The organism is Kitasatospora sp. CB01950 (assembly GCF_001905465.1).
Taxonomy (GTDB): domain Bacteria; phylum Actinomycetota; class Actinomycetes; order Streptomycetales; family Streptomycetaceae; genus Kitasatospora.
Genome location: NZ_LISX01000018.1, coordinates 61,097 through 76,754 on the forward strand (window position 1 = coordinate 61,097; position 15,658 = coordinate 76,754).

The 15,658-nt window shown below is 72.0% G+C and carries 16 protein-coding genes and 1 pseudogene; 9 read left to right on the forward strand and 8 right to left on the reverse strand.

Annotation, left to right across the window (positions count from 1 at the left end):
• Window positions 1-150 precede the first annotated feature (150 nt).
• A complete protein-coding gene (locus AMK19_RS30955) occupies window positions 151-630 on the reverse strand; it encodes a hypothetical protein (RefSeq protein ID WP_073818215.1) in 480 nt (159 codons plus the stop codon).
• Window positions 627-917 (reverse strand): hypothetical protein, encoded by a 291-nt coding sequence (locus tag AMK19_RS30960; protein WP_073818218.1) that lies wholly within the window; start codon window positions 915-917, stop codon window positions 627-629. Before AMK19_RS30960 ends, AMK19_RS30955 begins: the two co-directional genes overlap by 4 nt.
• 1,453 nt (window positions 918-2,370) lie before the next feature.
• Here AMK19_RS30960 and AMK19_RS34705 point away from each other — a divergent pair.
• From AMK19_RS34705 to AMK19_RS30980, 3 genes are all read left to right on the forward strand, one after another.
• Window positions 2,371-2,832 (forward strand): hypothetical protein, encoded by a 462-nt coding sequence (locus AMK19_RS34705; protein WP_083647506.1) that lies wholly within the window; start codon window positions 2,371-2,373, stop codon window positions 2,830-2,832.
• On the forward strand, window positions 2,829-3,194 hold the full coding sequence (locus AMK19_RS30975) for a hypothetical protein (protein WP_073818223.1): 366 nt from the start codon (window positions 2,829-2,831) through the stop codon (window positions 3,192-3,194). The genes AMK19_RS34705 and AMK19_RS30975 overlap by 4 nt, the downstream gene beginning before the upstream one ends.
• 545 nt (window positions 3,195-3,739) lie before the next feature.
• Window positions 3,740-4,186 (forward strand): hypothetical protein, encoded by a 447-nt coding sequence (locus AMK19_RS30980; RefSeq protein ID WP_073818225.1) that lies wholly within the window; start codon window positions 3,740-3,742, stop codon window positions 4,184-4,186.
• 324 nt (window positions 4,187-4,510) lie between these two features.
• Here AMK19_RS30980 and AMK19_RS30985 read toward each other — a convergent pair whose 3' ends face one another.
• Together AMK19_RS30985 and istB are read right to left on the reverse strand one after the other, a co-directional pair.
• Complete coding sequence (locus AMK19_RS30985; protein ID WP_143200495.1) at window positions 4,511-4,762, reverse strand: hypothetical protein; 252 nt, start codon at window positions 4,760-4,762, stop codon at window positions 4,511-4,513.
• Window positions 4,763-4,806: 44 nt separating this feature from the next.
• Window positions 4,807-5,532 (reverse strand): IS21-like element helper ATPase IstB, encoded by a 726-nt coding sequence (gene istB / locus AMK19_RS30990; protein ID WP_073818335.1) that lies wholly within the window; start codon window positions 5,530-5,532, stop codon window positions 4,807-4,809.
• Window positions 5,533-5,638: 106 nt separating this feature from the next.
• On the opposite strand from istB, the gene AMK19_RS30995 reads away from it, so the two are divergent.
• On the forward strand, window positions 5,639-5,920 hold the full coding sequence (locus tag AMK19_RS30995; RefSeq protein ID WP_241844673.1) for a hypothetical protein: 282 nt from the start codon (window positions 5,639-5,641) through the stop codon (window positions 5,918-5,920).
• A 6-nt stretch (window positions 5,921-5,926) separates the two neighbouring features.
• Here the strand turns inward: AMK19_RS30995 and istA are convergent, their stop codons facing one another.
• Window positions 5,927-7,435, reverse strand: a complete 1,509-nt coding sequence (gene istA / locus AMK19_RS31000) for an IS21 family transposase (protein ID WP_073818233.1) — start codon at window positions 7,433-7,435, stop codon at window positions 5,927-5,929.
• An 875-nt stretch (window positions 7,436-8,310) separates the two neighbouring features.
• On the opposite strand from istA, the gene ltrA reads away from it, so the two are divergent.
• Window positions 8,311-9,576 carry a group II intron reverse transcriptase/maturase gene (ltrA, locus tag AMK19_RS31005; RefSeq protein ID WP_073818236.1) on the forward strand — a complete coding sequence of 422 codons (1,266 nt, stop codon included), beginning with the start codon at window positions 8,311-8,313 and terminating at the stop codon, window positions 9,574-9,576.
• 207 nt (window positions 9,577-9,783) lie between these two features.
• On the opposite strand, the gene AMK19_RS31010 is transcribed toward ltrA, so the two are convergent.
• Window positions 9,784-9,984: a hypothetical protein gene (locus AMK19_RS31010; protein ID WP_073818239.1), complete on the reverse strand. Its 201-nt coding sequence runs from the start codon at window positions 9,982-9,984 to the stop codon at window positions 9,784-9,786.
• A 683-nt stretch (window positions 9,985-10,667) separates the two neighbouring features.
• Between AMK19_RS31010 and AMK19_RS36240 the strand changes: the two genes are divergently transcribed.
• Entirely contained in the window at window positions 10,668-10,817 is a 150-nt protein-coding gene (locus tag AMK19_RS36240) for a hypothetical protein (RefSeq protein ID WP_158071965.1), read from the forward strand.
• A gap of 83 nt (window positions 10,818-10,900) precedes the next feature.
• On the opposite strand, the gene AMK19_RS31015 is transcribed toward AMK19_RS36240, so the two are convergent.
• Window positions 10,901-11,191, reverse strand: coding sequence for a hypothetical protein (locus AMK19_RS31015; protein ID WP_083647507.1), 291 nt, complete (start codon window positions 11,189-11,191; stop codon window positions 10,901-10,903).
• Window positions 11,192-11,253: 62 nt separating this feature from the next.
• A pseudogene (locus AMK19_RS31020) lies at window positions 11,254-11,799 on the reverse strand (transposase); the annotation flags it as partial.
• Window positions 11,800-12,103: 304 nt separating this feature from the next.
• On the opposite strand from AMK19_RS31020, the gene AMK19_RS31025 reads away from it, so the two are divergent.
• From AMK19_RS31025 to AMK19_RS31035, 3 genes are read left to right on the forward strand one after another with little or no spacing between them, the layout of a single operon-like run.
• The gene (locus AMK19_RS31025; RefSeq protein WP_241844663.1) at window positions 12,104-12,691 is read left to right on the forward strand and encodes a DNA-binding protein; all 588 of its coding nucleotides are present in this window, start codon (window positions 12,104-12,106) and stop codon (window positions 12,689-12,691) included.
• Window positions 12,691-14,850, forward strand: coding sequence for a hypothetical protein (locus AMK19_RS31030; protein WP_073818245.1), 2,160 nt, complete (start codon window positions 12,691-12,693; stop codon window positions 14,848-14,850). Before AMK19_RS31025 ends, AMK19_RS31030 begins: the two co-directional genes overlap by 1 nt.
• On the forward strand, window positions 14,847-15,545 hold the full coding sequence (locus AMK19_RS31035) for a hypothetical protein (protein ID WP_073818248.1): 699 nt from the start codon (window positions 14,847-14,849) through the stop codon (window positions 15,543-15,545). The genes AMK19_RS31030 and AMK19_RS31035 overlap by 4 nt, the downstream gene beginning before the upstream one ends.
• The last annotated feature ends 113 nt before the right edge of the window (window positions 15,546-15,658 follow it).

Consider the following 15,658-nt stretch of genomic DNA (forward strand, 5'->3'; position numbering starts at 1 on the left):
CGACTGCCGCACCTCGACGCACTCCGCCTCCGCCGCAGCCCGACGCGGCGCCTCCGCCGGTTCCGCCGCGACCACGACCACGGCCGCGGCCGCAGCCGTCGCCCGGGCGGCGATCGGGCTGCCCGGCCGGCGCCCCCGTCCGGGACGCTCTCACCGCGCCGGCCGGGCAGTTCGCCGGCCGGGGTCGAGACGGTCGGTGACGCCCCGGCCGCCCGGGTGCCGCGGTTGGAGTGGTGTCCACTGCTCCAGGCGGGGGTCGTCGATGTCGACGGCGGTGACCCCGGGCGGGTAGAGATCGGGGCGGGCCGTGAGGATCAGGTGCTGCTGCGGGCGTACCGGGGTGGGCAGGCTCGCGGCGATCGCGTGCGCGAGGTCCTGGCCCCCGTATCCGTCGCGGACCATCGTCGCCACGACGACGGCGGTGCTCGCGTCGAGCGGCTCGAATTCCAGGGCGGGCAGCGCCAGGAGGGCGTGCGCGGCGCCCCCGTCCTTGATCTCGGCCTCGGCCAGGCACAGGACCGGCACCAGCAGGTGCTGGAAGGGGCTGTGCAGGGCGGCGTCGACGATCCGGTGCAGGCGCGGGTGGCCGGCGGCGAGCGCGGTCAGGGCGCTGGAGTCCAGGACGATCACGCGCTGTGCCTGGGGGCGACCTTGGCGCGGGCGTCGTCCGCGGCGATGCCGTAGATCCGCTGCAGCAGGTCCGGTCCCTGGTCGAGGTCGGTGTCGGTGAGGGTCATCCCGAAGTGTTCCCGCAGCATCCGGCGGCCCTCGGCGACGCGTTCGGCGATCTGTTCCGCGGTGGGCTGCTGGTCCACCAGCAGCGCCACCTGGGCGCCGATCGTGGTGCCGCGGGCCGCCGCGAGAGCGGCCAGCCGGTCACGCGTGTCGGGGGAGACCTTGATCGTCGCGTCAGCCATGCCGCGAGCGCACACCGGCGGTGTATCAGCGGTGTACCGTCTCGCGCGGCTGCGGCGGAAGCGGTCGGGGAAAAGCCGTCGGGCCGACCGGAACGCAGGGTCCGTGTGGTGTGGTCGCTGTCCTCCCGGAGGGGCAGGGGACGGGCCCGGTCGTTGCCGGGGCTGTCGGACGGGCCGGGAGGGCGCGGACGGCGGACGGCGGTGGCGGGAGCGACGCGGCGGGGCCCGGCGGTCCGGCGTGGGTGGTGCGTGGGTGGTGCGTGAGCAGGTGGTGTTCCGGCTCCTGGCCCTGGAGGAGCGCAATGCTCTGACGCCCGGTCATGTGCGCCTGGCGGCGGTGTCGGCGGGCCGGTCGGTGCAGCGCCGGCTGCAGGCTGCCCGCCAGCAGGGCCGGACGGCGCGCAAGGCCCGGCCGCGGTTCACGGCCACGGACGAGGTCCACGCGCGGTTGGCGTTGTGGCACGGGAACGCGGCGGCGGTCCACCGGGAGCTTGCTGCGCAGGCCCGTGTGCCGGCGGACGGCTCCGCGGTCGGGGGAGCGCGGCGGGGAGTCGGTCTCGGGTGTCGGGGATGACGGGGGAGCGGGTGTGCCGTCGTTGGCGACGCCCCAGCGGGCGGTGCGCCGGGACCTGAACGCGGGTCGGCGTGCCGCGCTCAAGGACGGGGAGGGGGCCAGACGCGCGCACGATGCGCATCCGGCCCGTCAGGCGAAGTGGCGCAACGCCTGCTGGGAAGGCGACCACAAGCACCTGCCCGTCGAGGTCGAGTCGGACGGGCGCGCGGCGCGCCCGCGGGTGACGTGGTTCATCGACTGCGCGAGGAACGCGATCACGGGTGCGGCCGTCACCCCGCACCAGCCGTCCCGGGACGCGGTGCCGGCGGCGTTGCGGATCGCCTTGTCACGGGACGAGAGGGACGGCCCGTACGGGCCGATCGGAGGGCTGCCGGAACTGGCGCGGGTCGACCGCGGCAAGGAGTTCCTGTGCGCCGCGGTGACCCGGGCGCCGGGCGCGCTCGCGGTCCCGGCACAGGATCTGCCGCCACGCAGACCGGAGTCGAAGGGCACGGTGGAGAACCTCGACCACTGCGTCGTCGACACGTTCCTGGCCGCGCAGCCCGGCTGCCTCCACGCCCCCGCCGCCACGACCGGGCCGCGGGCGCGGCGCGGCGACCTGGACGGGTTGCTGCCGTTCGCCGAGTTCACCGCACGGCTTCTGGACCGGGCGCGGTGGTGGAACACCGAGCACCGCCCGCAGCCGCTCGGCGGCCGCACACCGCTCCAGGCGTGGCAGGACGACCCCACCCCGATCGAGGACGTCCCGCCCGCCCTGCTGCGCTCCTTCACCCTCGAGGACGTGGGAGGCGACAAGGTCCTGCCCACGAAGGGCGCGTACTGGCGGGGGCGTTACTACGTCGCACCGTGGAGGCACGGCATGGACGGCACCCGGTACGAGTGCGGTCCGTCCCCCACCACGACCACGAGATCGAGGTGTTCGACGCCGCCACCGGCGCCCACCTCGGGCCGGCGCACCTCGCGAACGCCGCCACCGCAGACCGGCGGGCCGCGCTGCGCCGGTCCAAGGACGCCCAGCGGCGCACGATGGAACGGGCGCCGGCCTCAGCGGACCGCCGGCGCCGCCGGCTGGGCCGCTACGGCGCGGTCACCGGCCCGGCCCGGCCCGAGCCGCTGGCGGCGCCGACCGCAGCCGAGGCCGAGGAGCAACTCGCCGCGGCCGCCGGGTCCGGGAGCACTCCGGCGAAGCGGGCGCTGCCGGACCTCATCCCGCCGCGCGAGGCGCCCTCCTCGTGGGCCCGCCCGATCCGCCGCCCCGGCCCGGCCGCACCCGGTAGCGACGCCGGCCCGCCTGCGCCCGGGGCCGACGAAGAAGCAGAACGAGAGGGAGGACACCTGTGACGACAGCGGACCGACCGGGCCGGCTGCCCGCCGAACGCGAAGACCACTGCATGCGCCTGCGCGGCACCCAAGTCGTCGCCACCAAGGCCCTGTTGGCGGCACGGGAGAACACCCGCGCAGCGATCGAAGCCAGGACGATGATCTGCATCCACGGCAGAGCCGGGCACGGCAAGTCGTTCGCGGTCAACGCCTCGCCGCGCGATCTGGCCCCGCAGATCACCCACCGCATCCAGTTCCGCGCCCGCCCCTCGACCCGGGACCCGCGCCACGAACTGTTCTACGCCCTGGCGGACCTGGCGGCCGCCGGCCGCGGGTGCGCGAGGAGCTGCGCCCGCCGGACAACCGCAAGCTGCGGACCCTGACCGCGGCCGGCCGCCGCGAAGCCGCCCGGCTGCTCCCGGCCGAGCGCCCCGCGAGCGGGGGGGCGCTCGGCCGCTGGGGGAGGGCGGCCTCTCCTGCAGCGCCGGCGGCAGCTGACGCCCCGCGAGCCCGGCCGGGCGCCGACTTGAGCGCCACCGGAGAGCCCGGCGGCGAAGCCGGCCACCATGAACTGCTGGAGCTCGCCGCCGCCGTGCAACGCAGCGCCGCCCGCTTCCTGGAGAACCTGGAACGGTCCCGCCGCGGTGAGGGCGACGACCCGCGCTGCAACCAGGCCCTCGCACTGCTGGGGACCAGCCTCACCGGCGCCACCGGACGAATCGTGCGCAAGGCACACGTGCTGCGCTACGAGGTGACCGCGGCCCGGCTCCGCACCGAGCCGCCACGCCACGTCACGTTACGCCGCGTCACGCCTCGCCGATCCCGTTCGTCGGGCGGGTGGCGAACCGGCGGGCCTGTGCAGGCGTCCTCCTCGACTGACGGGGGGTCAATTCCTGGACCGTCCGGCCGAGACGAAGGACGTGCCCAGATGCAGATGGACGCTCGTTCCCGCCGGGCCCCGCGTGGGGCGCTCGCCTTGGCGGCGGTGGCAGTGCTGGCCGCCGGGCTGGCCGGCTGTTCCGAGGACAAGGAGACACTGGCCGGCTGGTCCGCCAAGGGCGGCAAGGAACAGACCAAGGTGATCGGCGACGACATCCGTACCCTGCTCCGACTTGTCGGCAACGGCGACCCGGCGCAGTGCCGGCAGGTGCTCGACCACGTCAAGACGGCCAGGGCGTTCCGGCGGCTGCCCGACGGGGACGCGCAGAGCAGTTGGGAGGAGACGCTCAACCGGATGGAGACCGCCGCCACCACCTGCGTGCAGAACCCGACCGGCATCACCGGCGGCCCCAAACTCACCGAGGCCGCCGAAGCCCAGCAGGCGTACGGCCATTTCGCCATCCGGATCACGGCCCTCACCGGCTCCAAGTCCTGATCCCTTCCGGACGGGGGATTCCCGGGTGCCTCAGGGGTTGACGGCTGATCCGCCTCCATGGCGGCAGCTCCCGACGAGGTGGTGGGCGGGCAGGTACCGACCGCTCGAGGTGATCGGCCAGGGCGGTACAGGACGGGCCTGGCGGGTCTGGTGGGGGAGCGACGAACTGCTGCCCCACGAGGTCGCGGCCAAGGAGGCCCTGGTCTCCCGGCACCGAGCCCGGCGACCAGGGCCGGACCCGGCTACCTGCCTTCGGGTCACCGCTGGCTGGCGCTCTCCGAAGCGGGGCCGAATCCATGAGCAGACCGCCCCCGGGACCCGCGTTCACGTCGACCGGACCGCCCGCTCGCAGCGCGGGCGGACATGCCCGGCGTACCGCGACGGGTACCGGCGCGAGCCCGGTCCGGACGGCCGCCACGGGTCGACGACCATGCCCGCGGTGTCGATCCCGCAGGCCGTCACCGGCAGCGGGTCGCCGGGCACGTCCGGGTCGGAACCAGCGGCGCGCCCGAGCAGTGTCAACGGCCATTGAGATGCCCAGGTGGGCGGTCGTGGGGTGTCCGGGCTGGTGGCCATCAGTAATCCATGCCTGTGGCCAGTGGTGTTCCTGGGGGTGGTGGTCAGGTCAAGGGGACCACGCCCTTGCCGGCGAGGGCTTCGGCGAGGCGGTGTGAGTCGCCGGTGGTGGTCACCAGGTGAGCGTGGTGCATGAGGCGGTCGGTGCTGGCCCCGGCGAGGGTTTTGGGCATGATCGTGTCGAAGCCTGAGGGGTGGATGTTGCTGGTCACCGCGATCGAGCGGCGTTCGTAGGCGGCGTCGATGATTCGGTAGAACGCCTCGGCGGCGTCCTCGCCGACCGGCAGCAGGCCGATGTCGTCGATCACGATGAGATCGGCCCGGCAGATCCGGGCGACCGTGCGGGCGGTCGAGCCGTCGACCTTCGACTTGCCGATCGCGGCGGCGAGGGTCTCCAGGGTGAACCAGGACACCCGCAGGTCCTTCTCGATCGCGGCCTGGGCCAAGCCCTCGGTGAAGTGCGACTTCCCGGTCCCGGACGGGCCGGCGATCACCAGGTTCTCCGCGCGGCCGATCCACTCCAGGGTGATCAGGGAGTTCTGGGTGGGTTCGGGGATGGTGGAGTCCTCGGCCCGCCAGGACGCGAGGGTCTTGCCGGTGGGGAAGTTCGCCGAGTGGCGCCGAAGGCGCCGCGTTGCCGCGTCGCGGCCGGTGACCTCCTCGGAGATCAGCAACCGCAGGACCTCGGCGGGATCCCACCGTTGGGCCCGGGCGGTGGCCAGGACGTCGGGTGCGGCCTTGCGCATGTAGGGCAGGCGCATCCGGCGCATCAGCTTGTCGAGCTCCTCGGGCAGGGCCGGGGCCTGGGGAAACGTCACGGTCGGTAATTCCTTCGTGGGTCGCGGTGGGCGCCGATAGGCTCGGCGGGTGATCAACATGGCGGTGCGTGGAGACAGCAGGAAGGTCGTGGCTCGCGCCGAGGCCGGTGTGGAGTGGACGGCCGGCTTCGCGGATCTGGACCCGGCGCAGTTCCCGATGCTCTGGGCCCTGACGCCGTATGGGGATGCGGTCTTCAACCAGCGGCAGGTGCCGCTGCTGCTGGCGGAACTCGACCGACTTCCTGCCGACTTGGGCGGTGAATGGGTCGGTCAGGCCCGCGACTTGTGCCGGGTCGTGGAGCGGGGAACGCACTTGTATCTGTGGTTCATCGGCGACTGACTGCGGTCAGTCGGCCCTCGACTCCCCGGCCGCCGTCTGCTGCCGGCCCAGGGCTTGCCAGGCGATGGTGCCGTTCTGGACGGAGTGGGCCTCGTCCGCGCGGACGACCTGGCCGACGGGCCTGTTCGCGGCGATGTGCTCCAGGATGGAGACCAGGTCGTCCTCGGCGAAGCGCCCGGCCGCGGCCGCGAGCCCGAGAGCCTGGTCGACCCGGTCGCTGCCCAGGACGGTCGCGAGTTCGACGGCGTGGGCCATCTTGGCGCGGATGCGGGACGCCCCGGCGGGTCCGGCCTCCTTCAGCCAGCGCCCGGCTCCCGGGCCGATGCCCACGAACGCGACCTCCGCCTCCGAGCGCGGCTGGAGCCTCGGCTGATGGACCGAGCGGCCGTCGGGGTGGTCGGGGTAGTGCGCATCGATGATCTGCGGGACGCCGGGCGTGGACAGCTGGTGACGCCAGATCTCCGACAGATCACCGGACTTGGTGCGGGCCGTGATCGACAGCTCGTCGCCGACGACCCGGCACCAGACCCTGGCACCGGTGTAGCCGGGCGGGGTCGAGTAGCGCACGGAGTTGAAGCTGACGGTGCGGTCCGAGCCGACCACCCGCTCCTCGCCCAGCGCGAGCGCCAGCGGCTCGATCGGCAGGACGTGCAGCGTGGTGCGTTCGATATCGAGCCGGTCGGCCGGGATCTGTCCGGTCGCCCGGTGCCGACGCGTGTTCACCGCGTCGCACCAGGCCCGGCAGGCGTCGGCGAGCTCGGCGAAGGTGTCGTAGGCGGGCAGCAGGTTCGCCTCCGTGGGGACCAGGTCGGCCTTCGCGATGCGGACCGTGGCCTCCGCCCCGCCTTTCGACTCGGGGTCGTAGGGGACGCAACTGACGACCTGGCAGCCGTAGTGCCGGCCCGCGGCGACCATCTGCGGGTGCCGGACCGGGATCCCGGCGATGTGCTCGACGGTGACCGTCTTCGCGTTGTCGGTCAGCACGTAGGTCGGCGCCCCGCCGATCCGCCGCAGCGTGGTGTCCAGGCAGGCGACAAGGGTTCCCAGGGTGCAGTCCCAGGCCGGGATCACCACCCGGAAGCGGGACCAGGACAGCCACGCGCAGAACAGCCAGGTCCGCCGCCCGCCGATCTTCGGGCCCTCGCCCCAGTCGAATTGCAGCCAGCGTCCCGGCTCAGGGATCCACGGACGGTAGGTCCGCCGCTTGCCGACCCTCCACGCGGTCTTCGCCGCGTTCACCGCCCGCCTCGTCGAGCGCGCGCTCCCCGGATAGCCCATCTTCACGAGCTTGTCGTGGACCACATCGGCGCGGATCGTCGCCTTCGACTGCTCGACCCACTCCTCGATCTTCTCCAGGAACGCGTCGATCATCTTCGGCCGCGGCTCGCGCTCGAACGGGTTGCGCCCGCCGGCGCGGGCCTCGACATACCGCTTGACCGTCTTCGGGTCGTGTCCCGTGAGGGCGGCCGCCGACCAGACCGTCTCGGTCAGGTCGTACGCCTCGAATATCTCCATGATCTCTCTGTCAGACTTCGTCACAGGACCTCTTCGACCGGTTTCGCTGATGCTTCGCAAACACCAGCAAACCGGACGAAGGGGTCTCCTTCAGATAAGGAAGCGATCAGGAACACCGCAGGCCCGACGGCCATCCACCTGGAATTCTGGTGGCCATCAGCCGGGACTCAACTGGCCGCACACCTGGACTCTGCCACGGCCGCCGACAAGCAGGAGACCCGGCCGCTGCGACTGCCCCGGTATGCCCGATTCTGCTGGACGGTCCTGGGACCGTCCCACCCCGTTTCCCCAGGTATTGCGTCCTGAACGCGAGAAGGAGTTGGTAGTAGGACAGCTTCCAATTGCGGTGCTGTACGGAAGATGAAGGTTTGGCCCTTCGGAGTCGCCCTGCGGGGGGAGGCTTCAAACCGCCTCATGCTGCGTTGGCTGAAGACCGTCGTGGTGAGCGATGAGGAAAAGGCGGCGTAAGAGGCGTCAGGTGGGGTCCGGGAAGACGAACGCAAGTGAATCGCTGCTGACGTGTCGAAAGGAAAACAGACGACATCAAAACCGGGGTGTTACCTGAACCCCGGGATGAGCCTGGCGGGTGCCCGTTTATTGGCCAGGTGGTGTCCGGCATACAGGCGACGTGAGTCCGGACTGCGGCTTCCGTACGGAACAGGAGAAGGCGGGGCCCGATAGTCCCCACCGTGTTGTGGGGGAGAGGGAGTGCTCCGAGCAGACGCAACTGTGAGGAGTCGAGTACCGATGCGGGTCCTGCTGGCGGACCGGCCTGTAGTAGCGGTGAGGCCCCTGTAATGGGGGCGGAGCGAAGGGGCCGGGTCGTTCGTGGCTGTGTTGATCACATCAACCGGAAGTGCTCCGGGAGGAGTGGGATGAGCCAGTTGAAGTCTCAGATCAAGCCGTTCGATATTTCGAAGCGGGAAGTCATGGAGGCGTGGGAGGAAGTCAGGGCGAACAAGGGCGCGCCGGGTGTGGACAGGCAGAGCATCGAGGAATTCGAGAAGGATCTCCAGGGTAACCTGTACAAGATCTGGAACCGCATGTCATCGGGCTCCTACTTCCCGCCTCCGGTGCGTGCTGTGAAGATCCCGAAGCCTCACGGCGGCGGCGCGAGAATGCTCGGCATTCCCGCTGTCTCCGACCGTGTGGCGCAGACCGTGGTGGCGCGGTATCTCGTGCGGAGGGTGGAGCCGATTTTCCATCCGGACAGCTATGGATATCGGCCCGGTCGGTCCGCTTTGGATGCGGTGGGAAAGTGCCGGGAGCGGTGCTGGCGGAAGAACTGGGTGGTCGAGTTCGACATCCGGAAGTTCTTCGACAGCGTGCCCTGGGACCTGCTGGTCAAGGTGGTGGATGCTCACGCCGATGCCGTTTGGGTGAAGTTGTACGTGCGCAGGTGGCTCGCCGCCCCGCTTGTCATGCCCGACGGCTCCCTGGTGGAGCGGGAGCTCGGGACGCCGCAGGGCGCCCCGGTCTCTCCCGTGCTGGCGAACCTGTTCCTGCACTACGCGTTCGACATGTGGATGGCTCGGAGCTTCCCGGCCGTCCAGTTCGAGCGCTACGCGGACGACGCGGTGCTGCACTGCGTCTCCGAGAGCCAGGCCCGTGCGGTCCTGGCGGCACTGCGGGAGCGGATGGTCGAGGTCGGGCTGGAACTCCATCCCGACAAGACGCGGATCGTCTACTGCAAGGACCAACTTCGCCGTGGCTCGTACGAGCACACGGCGTTCACGTTCCTCGGGTACACGTTCCGTGCCAGGAAGGGGCGGAGCCGACACGGGAACCTGTTCCTCGGCTTCGCCCCGGCGATCAGCAGGGACGCCCTGAACAAGATCAGCCGCGAGGTGCGGAGCTGGCATCTGCATCTTCGGACCGATCTGACCTTCAACGAGCTGGTGCGGAGGGTGAACCCCAAGGTGGCCGGCTGGATCAACTACTACGGCCGGTTCCGGCCGTGGGAGCTGTTCGCCTTCCTGACGCGCATCAACGCCTACCTGGTGCGGTGGATTCGCAAGAAGTACGGGCGGTTCGCGGGCAAGCGGAAGGCGCTGGCGAAGCTTCAGGAGATCGCTCGGCGCTATCCCCGCATGTTCGCGCACTGGCGGCTCACACCGTCCGTGAGCGCAGTGCTGGTCTGATGATCAGAGCGACAAGAGCCGTGTAACGGGAGACTGTTACGCACGGTTCTGTGAGGGCCGGGGGGTGAGATTCCCCCCGGCTACTCGGCGGAGGGTTGCGCGTCCGGCCTGGGACAGGTCCTGTCCCAGGCCGTGGCGGCCGGGCTGTCCTCTGACAGGTGATCTTGACCGATTGCCAAGTGAGCTTGACCGGCTGGAGGCGGCGGGTCAGGTGACGTTGCGGCCGTCTTCTTCGCGGTTCCGCCGGAAGTCATCTGGCCGATCACGGCGAAGCTCTGCTGCGCGCTCATCAACGACATCGATCGCTTCATGGAGCGTGCAGCCGGACGCGTCCCGGAACGCCTTGATCGCGTGGATGATCCGGCCGCCCAGGATTTCGCGGTCGACGCTCTCTGGCAGGTTTTCCATCAGCAGACCGTACCGATAGGTGTTCGACCGTGTCGGCCAATATCGCTTGGCAATCGGTCAAGGTCACCTGTCAGAGGTCACCGTCGGGCATCCGGGCCAGTTGCTGCTGGCGGTTACGCCGCCCGGCCCGGCCCGGCCGGGCCGTTTCCGATGACGGTTCCGGTGGCACTTCCGATGCTGGTTCCGATGGCGCTTTCCCTCCCCGGCGGCCGCCGCCGCGTCCGGCCAGGTCGGAGGGTTGGTGGAGGCACCCCAGAATTCCGGCATCCCTGTCCTGGTCCCTCTTCTCCGCTGTAGTGGTGGGTGGTGGGTGGTGGTGCCGGTCGGGATCGGCGGCGCTGCGCTACGCGCCTGATCGGCCCGGCCGGGCCGGAGCACGACGACCACCGGGCCGCCGACCACCGGGCCGCCGAGCACCCGGGCCCCACCCCGGCCCGGCGACCCCAGGTCCGTGACAGCTCTTGCATCTCCGACCCGCCCGCCCGGCGTCTCGTTCAGCTGCTCGTCTACCTGCTCGTTCGGGTGCTCGTTCAGGGGTCCGCACCCGCGCCCGGCGCCCGGCCGTTCCCGCAGGCCAGACCCCGAATCGGGGTGTTCTCGTCGGCCCCCGCGCCGACCGTAGCCTGCACCGTCAGGTCCGCTGCGCCCTTGGGCGTTTGGCCGTCGATCCGCGCCATCCGGGCTTGCGTACCCACCGCCACCACGCGCTGCCCGGCCACCTCGGCGTCCGCGTCTACGGCTCGCGCGTCGGCGCCGGCTGCGGCTGGCGCATCCACTGGACGTGGACGAGTGACGGCGGCATCGAGGTGGTACGGATCGGCCCGCACCCGTAGCCCGGCCGGGCCGGCGCGGAGTCGGCTGCCGGTGCGCCGGGTGCAGGGAAGCGCAGACATCGCACGGGGTTAGCGCGTCAAGTTCATGGGGCGAGTCCGCTGTTGACGATGCGTGCCCAGAGCCTGTGGTGCCACTCGTTGGCGTCGGAGGCGGGCGCAGTGGTCAGGACTGGATTCGGGCCTGTCTCGATGAGGTGCAGCAGAGCCCAGGCGACGCCGTAGCAGTCGTCCGGGCCGAAGCAGGTGATCAACGCCCGGGCCTCGTCGCCGGTGACGGGCTTGGCGATGGCTTCGATCTGGTCGCACCGCCGGTCGATCTCCTCCCCGTCAGCGTCCCAGCCGGGGAGAGGGCCGTCGGCTACGAATGCCTGCACTTCTGGTCTCATCCGCAAATGATCAACCGGGGCGGGCGGCTGGGGCAAGGCGCTCTGACTGGTCACGCTGCAGTCGCCTCTGCCTGCGAGGCGGCTGTGGGGAAGGCGGTGTGCTCGTCGAACCGTTCGTGGTGCTGGAGACAATGGTGAAGCTGTCCGAGCAGGCGATTGAAGAGGTGGCGTTGGGCGGCGGCGTGCCAGTCTCCGTGTTCGCGGCGGGCGCGGTAGTGAGCGTCGGCGCCGGGCGAGGCGGTGAGGGCGGAGAACGCTCAGAGGTGGCCGGCGTGGTTGAGGCGGTCGTTCTTCACGATGCGCCGGCCGATGTGGCTCTTCTTGCCGGAGGCGCGGGTGACCGGCGCGGCTCCGGCGTAGGCCTTGAGGCCGCGGGCGTCGGCGAAGCGGGTGTGGTCGTCGCCGATCTCGGCCAGGACGCGGGCGGCCGGCTGGGTGCCCAGGCCCGGGAAGGACAGCAGGATCTCCGCGTCGGGGTGCTGGGGGAAGAGTTCCTCGACGGCCTGGCAGGTGGCGTCGAGCTGGTGCAGGAGGGCGAGCATCTGCTTGCCGAGGGCGTCCTCGACGAGCTGGGGCTGGTGGGCGTAGTCGGAGCGACGAGGCCGTCATCGCCCGGGTCCTCGCCGATCCGCGGTTGGCCGCCAGGACCGCCAAGGCGCTGCGTCGGCAGAGGCAGGCGCCCGTGGGCGACTTGGCGACCTAGCTGTGCCCGACCGCGTCGGCGGGGCCGTACAGCCAACCGGGCATGCTTGTACGACTTACTAAAAAGGCGTGGACGGTGTCGGTGGGGAGGCGTAGGGTCTTCCTAGCGTTTTGAGTGAGATGAATAGGCGTGGAGGCCTGGGTGTGTTTGTGACGACGGGGCAGGCCGGGACGGCCCTGGGGTGTTCGATCCCGACGGTGAAGAAGTTGATGGCCACCGACGTGGTGCCCGGCGTGCGCGAGCAGGGTCGGCAGGTGTTCCCGCTGGCCGCACTGCAGGCGCTCCAGGCCCGTCCTGCTGCGGACCTGTCCGTGCTCGGCGCCCCGGAGGTGGCGGTGCTGCGCGCGGACGCCCCCGCGCGGGTCGAGGAGCCGGACCGCGACTGGATCGGGTTCGGCGCCGGCCTGGACGAGGCGCAGTTGCTGGCCGCGCTGTCGGGCTGGTGGCGGTGCGATCCGGTCCGGGTCGCGGCCGGCGGGGTGCTGCCGGTGACGGTCGCCGGGTTCGTCGTGGCGGTGCTGACCGGCCTGACCGAGTGGGAGTCGGACGGCGCCGTCGGCACCGCGGGGCGCTACCGGTTCCCGAAGGCGCGGCTGGCCGGCTACCTGACCGACCTCACCGCCCCCGCCAACGCCGCCGACCCGGCTCAGCCGGAGGACGCCCGCCTGGCCGGCCTGCTGCTCGGCACCCGCCTGCCGTCGGTCTCCGGCGGCCCGGTCGCCTACGTCCCCACCCGCCCGACCACCGCCGACCGGCCCGACACCGAAGGGGGAGTGATTCGCTGATGGACCGCAAGTCGTACACCGCCCATCTCGCCGGCCTGCGCGAGCTGCGCACCGACATCACGGCCGCGGAGAAGACCGTCGCCGCCGCGCAGAAGGAGCTGGACAGGCTCACCGCCCAGCGTGCCCGCCGCGTCGCCGGGCTCGCGGGGTACGAGGGCGCCCAGGCCGCGGCGGTCGCGAAGGCGTCCGGGCTGACGCTGGCCGACGTGGTGCGGATCGCGCCGCTGCTCGACCCGACTCCGGCCGCAGTTCGCGAGGCCCGCCCCGCGGCCGAGACCTCCGCCGCCTCGGCCGCGCCGGTGCCGGTGGCCGAGCCCGCCGTGCGGCCGGTTGCCGCCATCCCCCCGGCCCCGGCCCCGGCCCCGGCCGGGGCCGCTCCCGTGGCCGTGCCCGCCGACCAGCCCGCCGCTCCGGCTGCGCCGGTTGCCGCGCCCGCCACGGTGGCCGCCGCACAGCCCGCCGCAGTGGCAGGGGGCGGTCAGCGGGAGCTACCGCAGATCCCGCAGGGCCCGGCCGGTGACCGGTTCGCCGCCGTCACCTCCGGCCTGGTCTCGACCCGGCCGAACTTCACCCAGCAGACGCGGGTGACCGTGTTCCTGGACGCCGTGACGGGCGAGCTGGTGGCCCGTGAGCACACGCTGCGCCTGAACCTCGGGGCGAAGTCGCCGGGGGAGATCCTGGACGCGGTCCTCGCCGCCGCGCCCGGCACCGAGCGGATCTACATTACCGCGGGCGCCCCGTGGCACGACGGCGCCGAGCGCTACTCCACGCTCAAGGACGCCGTCGCCGCGTGGCTGAACACCCCGAGCGAGCGGTGGACCACCGCCACCGGAGCCGGCAAGGACAAACTGGCCGGGCACTTCGTCCACCATCGCCAGCCCGTCGGCCGCTACGCCCCCGCCGCCGACCCCAAGAACGTGGTCGAGGTCCGCAGCATCGGCGAGTGGTTCGATCCGGACGGCACCGACCCGGCCACCTGCCGGGACGCGTTCCGGCTGCTGTGGCAGGCGCTGCGCCGGCACTGGGACGACGCGGTGCTGATGGGCTCCCCGTCGCAGACCGGCCGGGACCTGTGGACCCGCACCATCCCGACCAAGGGCAAGTGGGCGGGCGGCTACCCGGTCATGTCGGAAGAACTGCGCGGCCTGCTGCACGCCACCGGCGGGCAGGGCCGCACCGAGCTGCTCCCGCCGCCCCGGGTGCCGCAGCAGCTGCCGGGCCTGGTCGAGTTCGACGCGACCTTCGCCTACGGCAAGCAGACCTGGAAGAGCGGGGTCGGCGCGCCCCGGCGCGTCACCGCCGCGGCGTTCGCCGCGATGGACCAGGCCGCGCAGGCCAAGGCGCTGATGGCGTGCTCGCACTGGCACATCCGCGTGACGGTCCCCCAGGGCTGGAGCCACGTCGGGCTGCTGCCCGCCCCGGTGCCCGGTGACCGGGCCTGGGAGTACCCGGCCACCCCGGGCGCCACGTTCACCACCTGGGCCGGTGGCGCAGAGGTCCACCTCGCCCTCACGAACCACCTGATGCCGTGGAAGGTCGAGGTGTTGGACGGCCTGATCTGGGAGGACGGCAAGCCGATCGACGACTGGGGCAAGAAGCTCAAGGCGGCGTGGGCGGACCTGACCAACCTCTCCCGCATGCATGGCGACGAGCGCCAGCGGCAGGCGGCCTACCTCGCCAGCCGCGCGGTCCGCTCGATCCTGCTGTTCGGGATCGGCGGCTTCGCACAGCGCCCGCGCACGGTCACCGGCACCACGCCGATCGGCGAGGCGCTGCCGGCCGGGGTGGAGATCCTCGGCCAGGACGAGACGGTGGTGACCTGGCAGCGCTCCACCGGGTTCTCCCGCGACCCGAACGCGCACCCCGAGTGGGCCGCCCGCGTCTGGTCGGGTGCCCGCACCGCGCTGCTGTCCATGAAGATGCGCGAGGACGACGTGATGGTCGGCGCGCTCCACCTGCCCCCGCACAGCGTCGTGGCGTTCCGCACCGACGCCATCTACACCACCGCCGACGTCACCTGGCCCTACCACGGCCAGCCCGGTGAGTTCCTGAAAAAGGGTCACCTGCCCGGCCCGGTCGCCGCCCCGACCACGCCGGAAGAGCTGCTGGCCCTGCGCGATCTCGGCCGCGCCCACTACGCCCAGGGAGGTAGCCGGTGAGCCCCGGCACGCCGCAGGACCCGAACGAGGCCGCGCGGCTGACGCAGGAGCTGATCGACCAGGGCTACACCAAACGCCAGGTCGCCAGGATGCTCGGCCGCGACGCCTCCCTCGTCTCCCAGTTCTTCACCAAGGGCAAGGGCGCGAGCATGGTCGACGCACTGCGCCAGGTCGTCCGCGCGGTGCGCGGCGGCGAACGCGACGAGGAGACCCTGTCCGGCATCGCCGAGGCGAACACCAGCCGCCGCCGCACGAAGACGGGGCAGAAGGCGCGGGTGCGGGGCAAGGACACGGTTGGCGAGGCGGGCGGGTCGATGGCCGGCCGTGCCGGACGACAGGCCATCAAGTCGGGTGCCTCCCACCTGGCCCCGGTGGTCCATGAGACCGGGCAGGCCGGCGGACGACTCGCCTTCACCGTGCGGATGAAGGCCGACCAGTACGTGTACTCCGCCGGGTCGGAGAAGGACTCCGGCGGCATCCGGCGCGGGTTCGTCCCCCGCTCGGACGGCACCGAGGAACGCACCTACGGCTCCAGCTCAACCGGCGGGTTCGACGCCGCTGAGTGGTCCCAGCGGGTGGCGGACCACCACGGCGACGTCACCGAGGCGATGCGGGAGTGGCTGGTGGAGACCGGCCGCGCGGTCGAGGACGCCGACATCGCCTACCTCGAAGTCCGCGGCTGGATCCCCGAGTAGGACCCGGTACGGCCTCTCCCCGTCCATGGCCTGGCCCCGGGGAGAGGCCCACGGCCCGGCCCTTCCACAGCACCGCCCGCACCGCCGAGCCGTCTCAGCATCCGAAGGAGAAG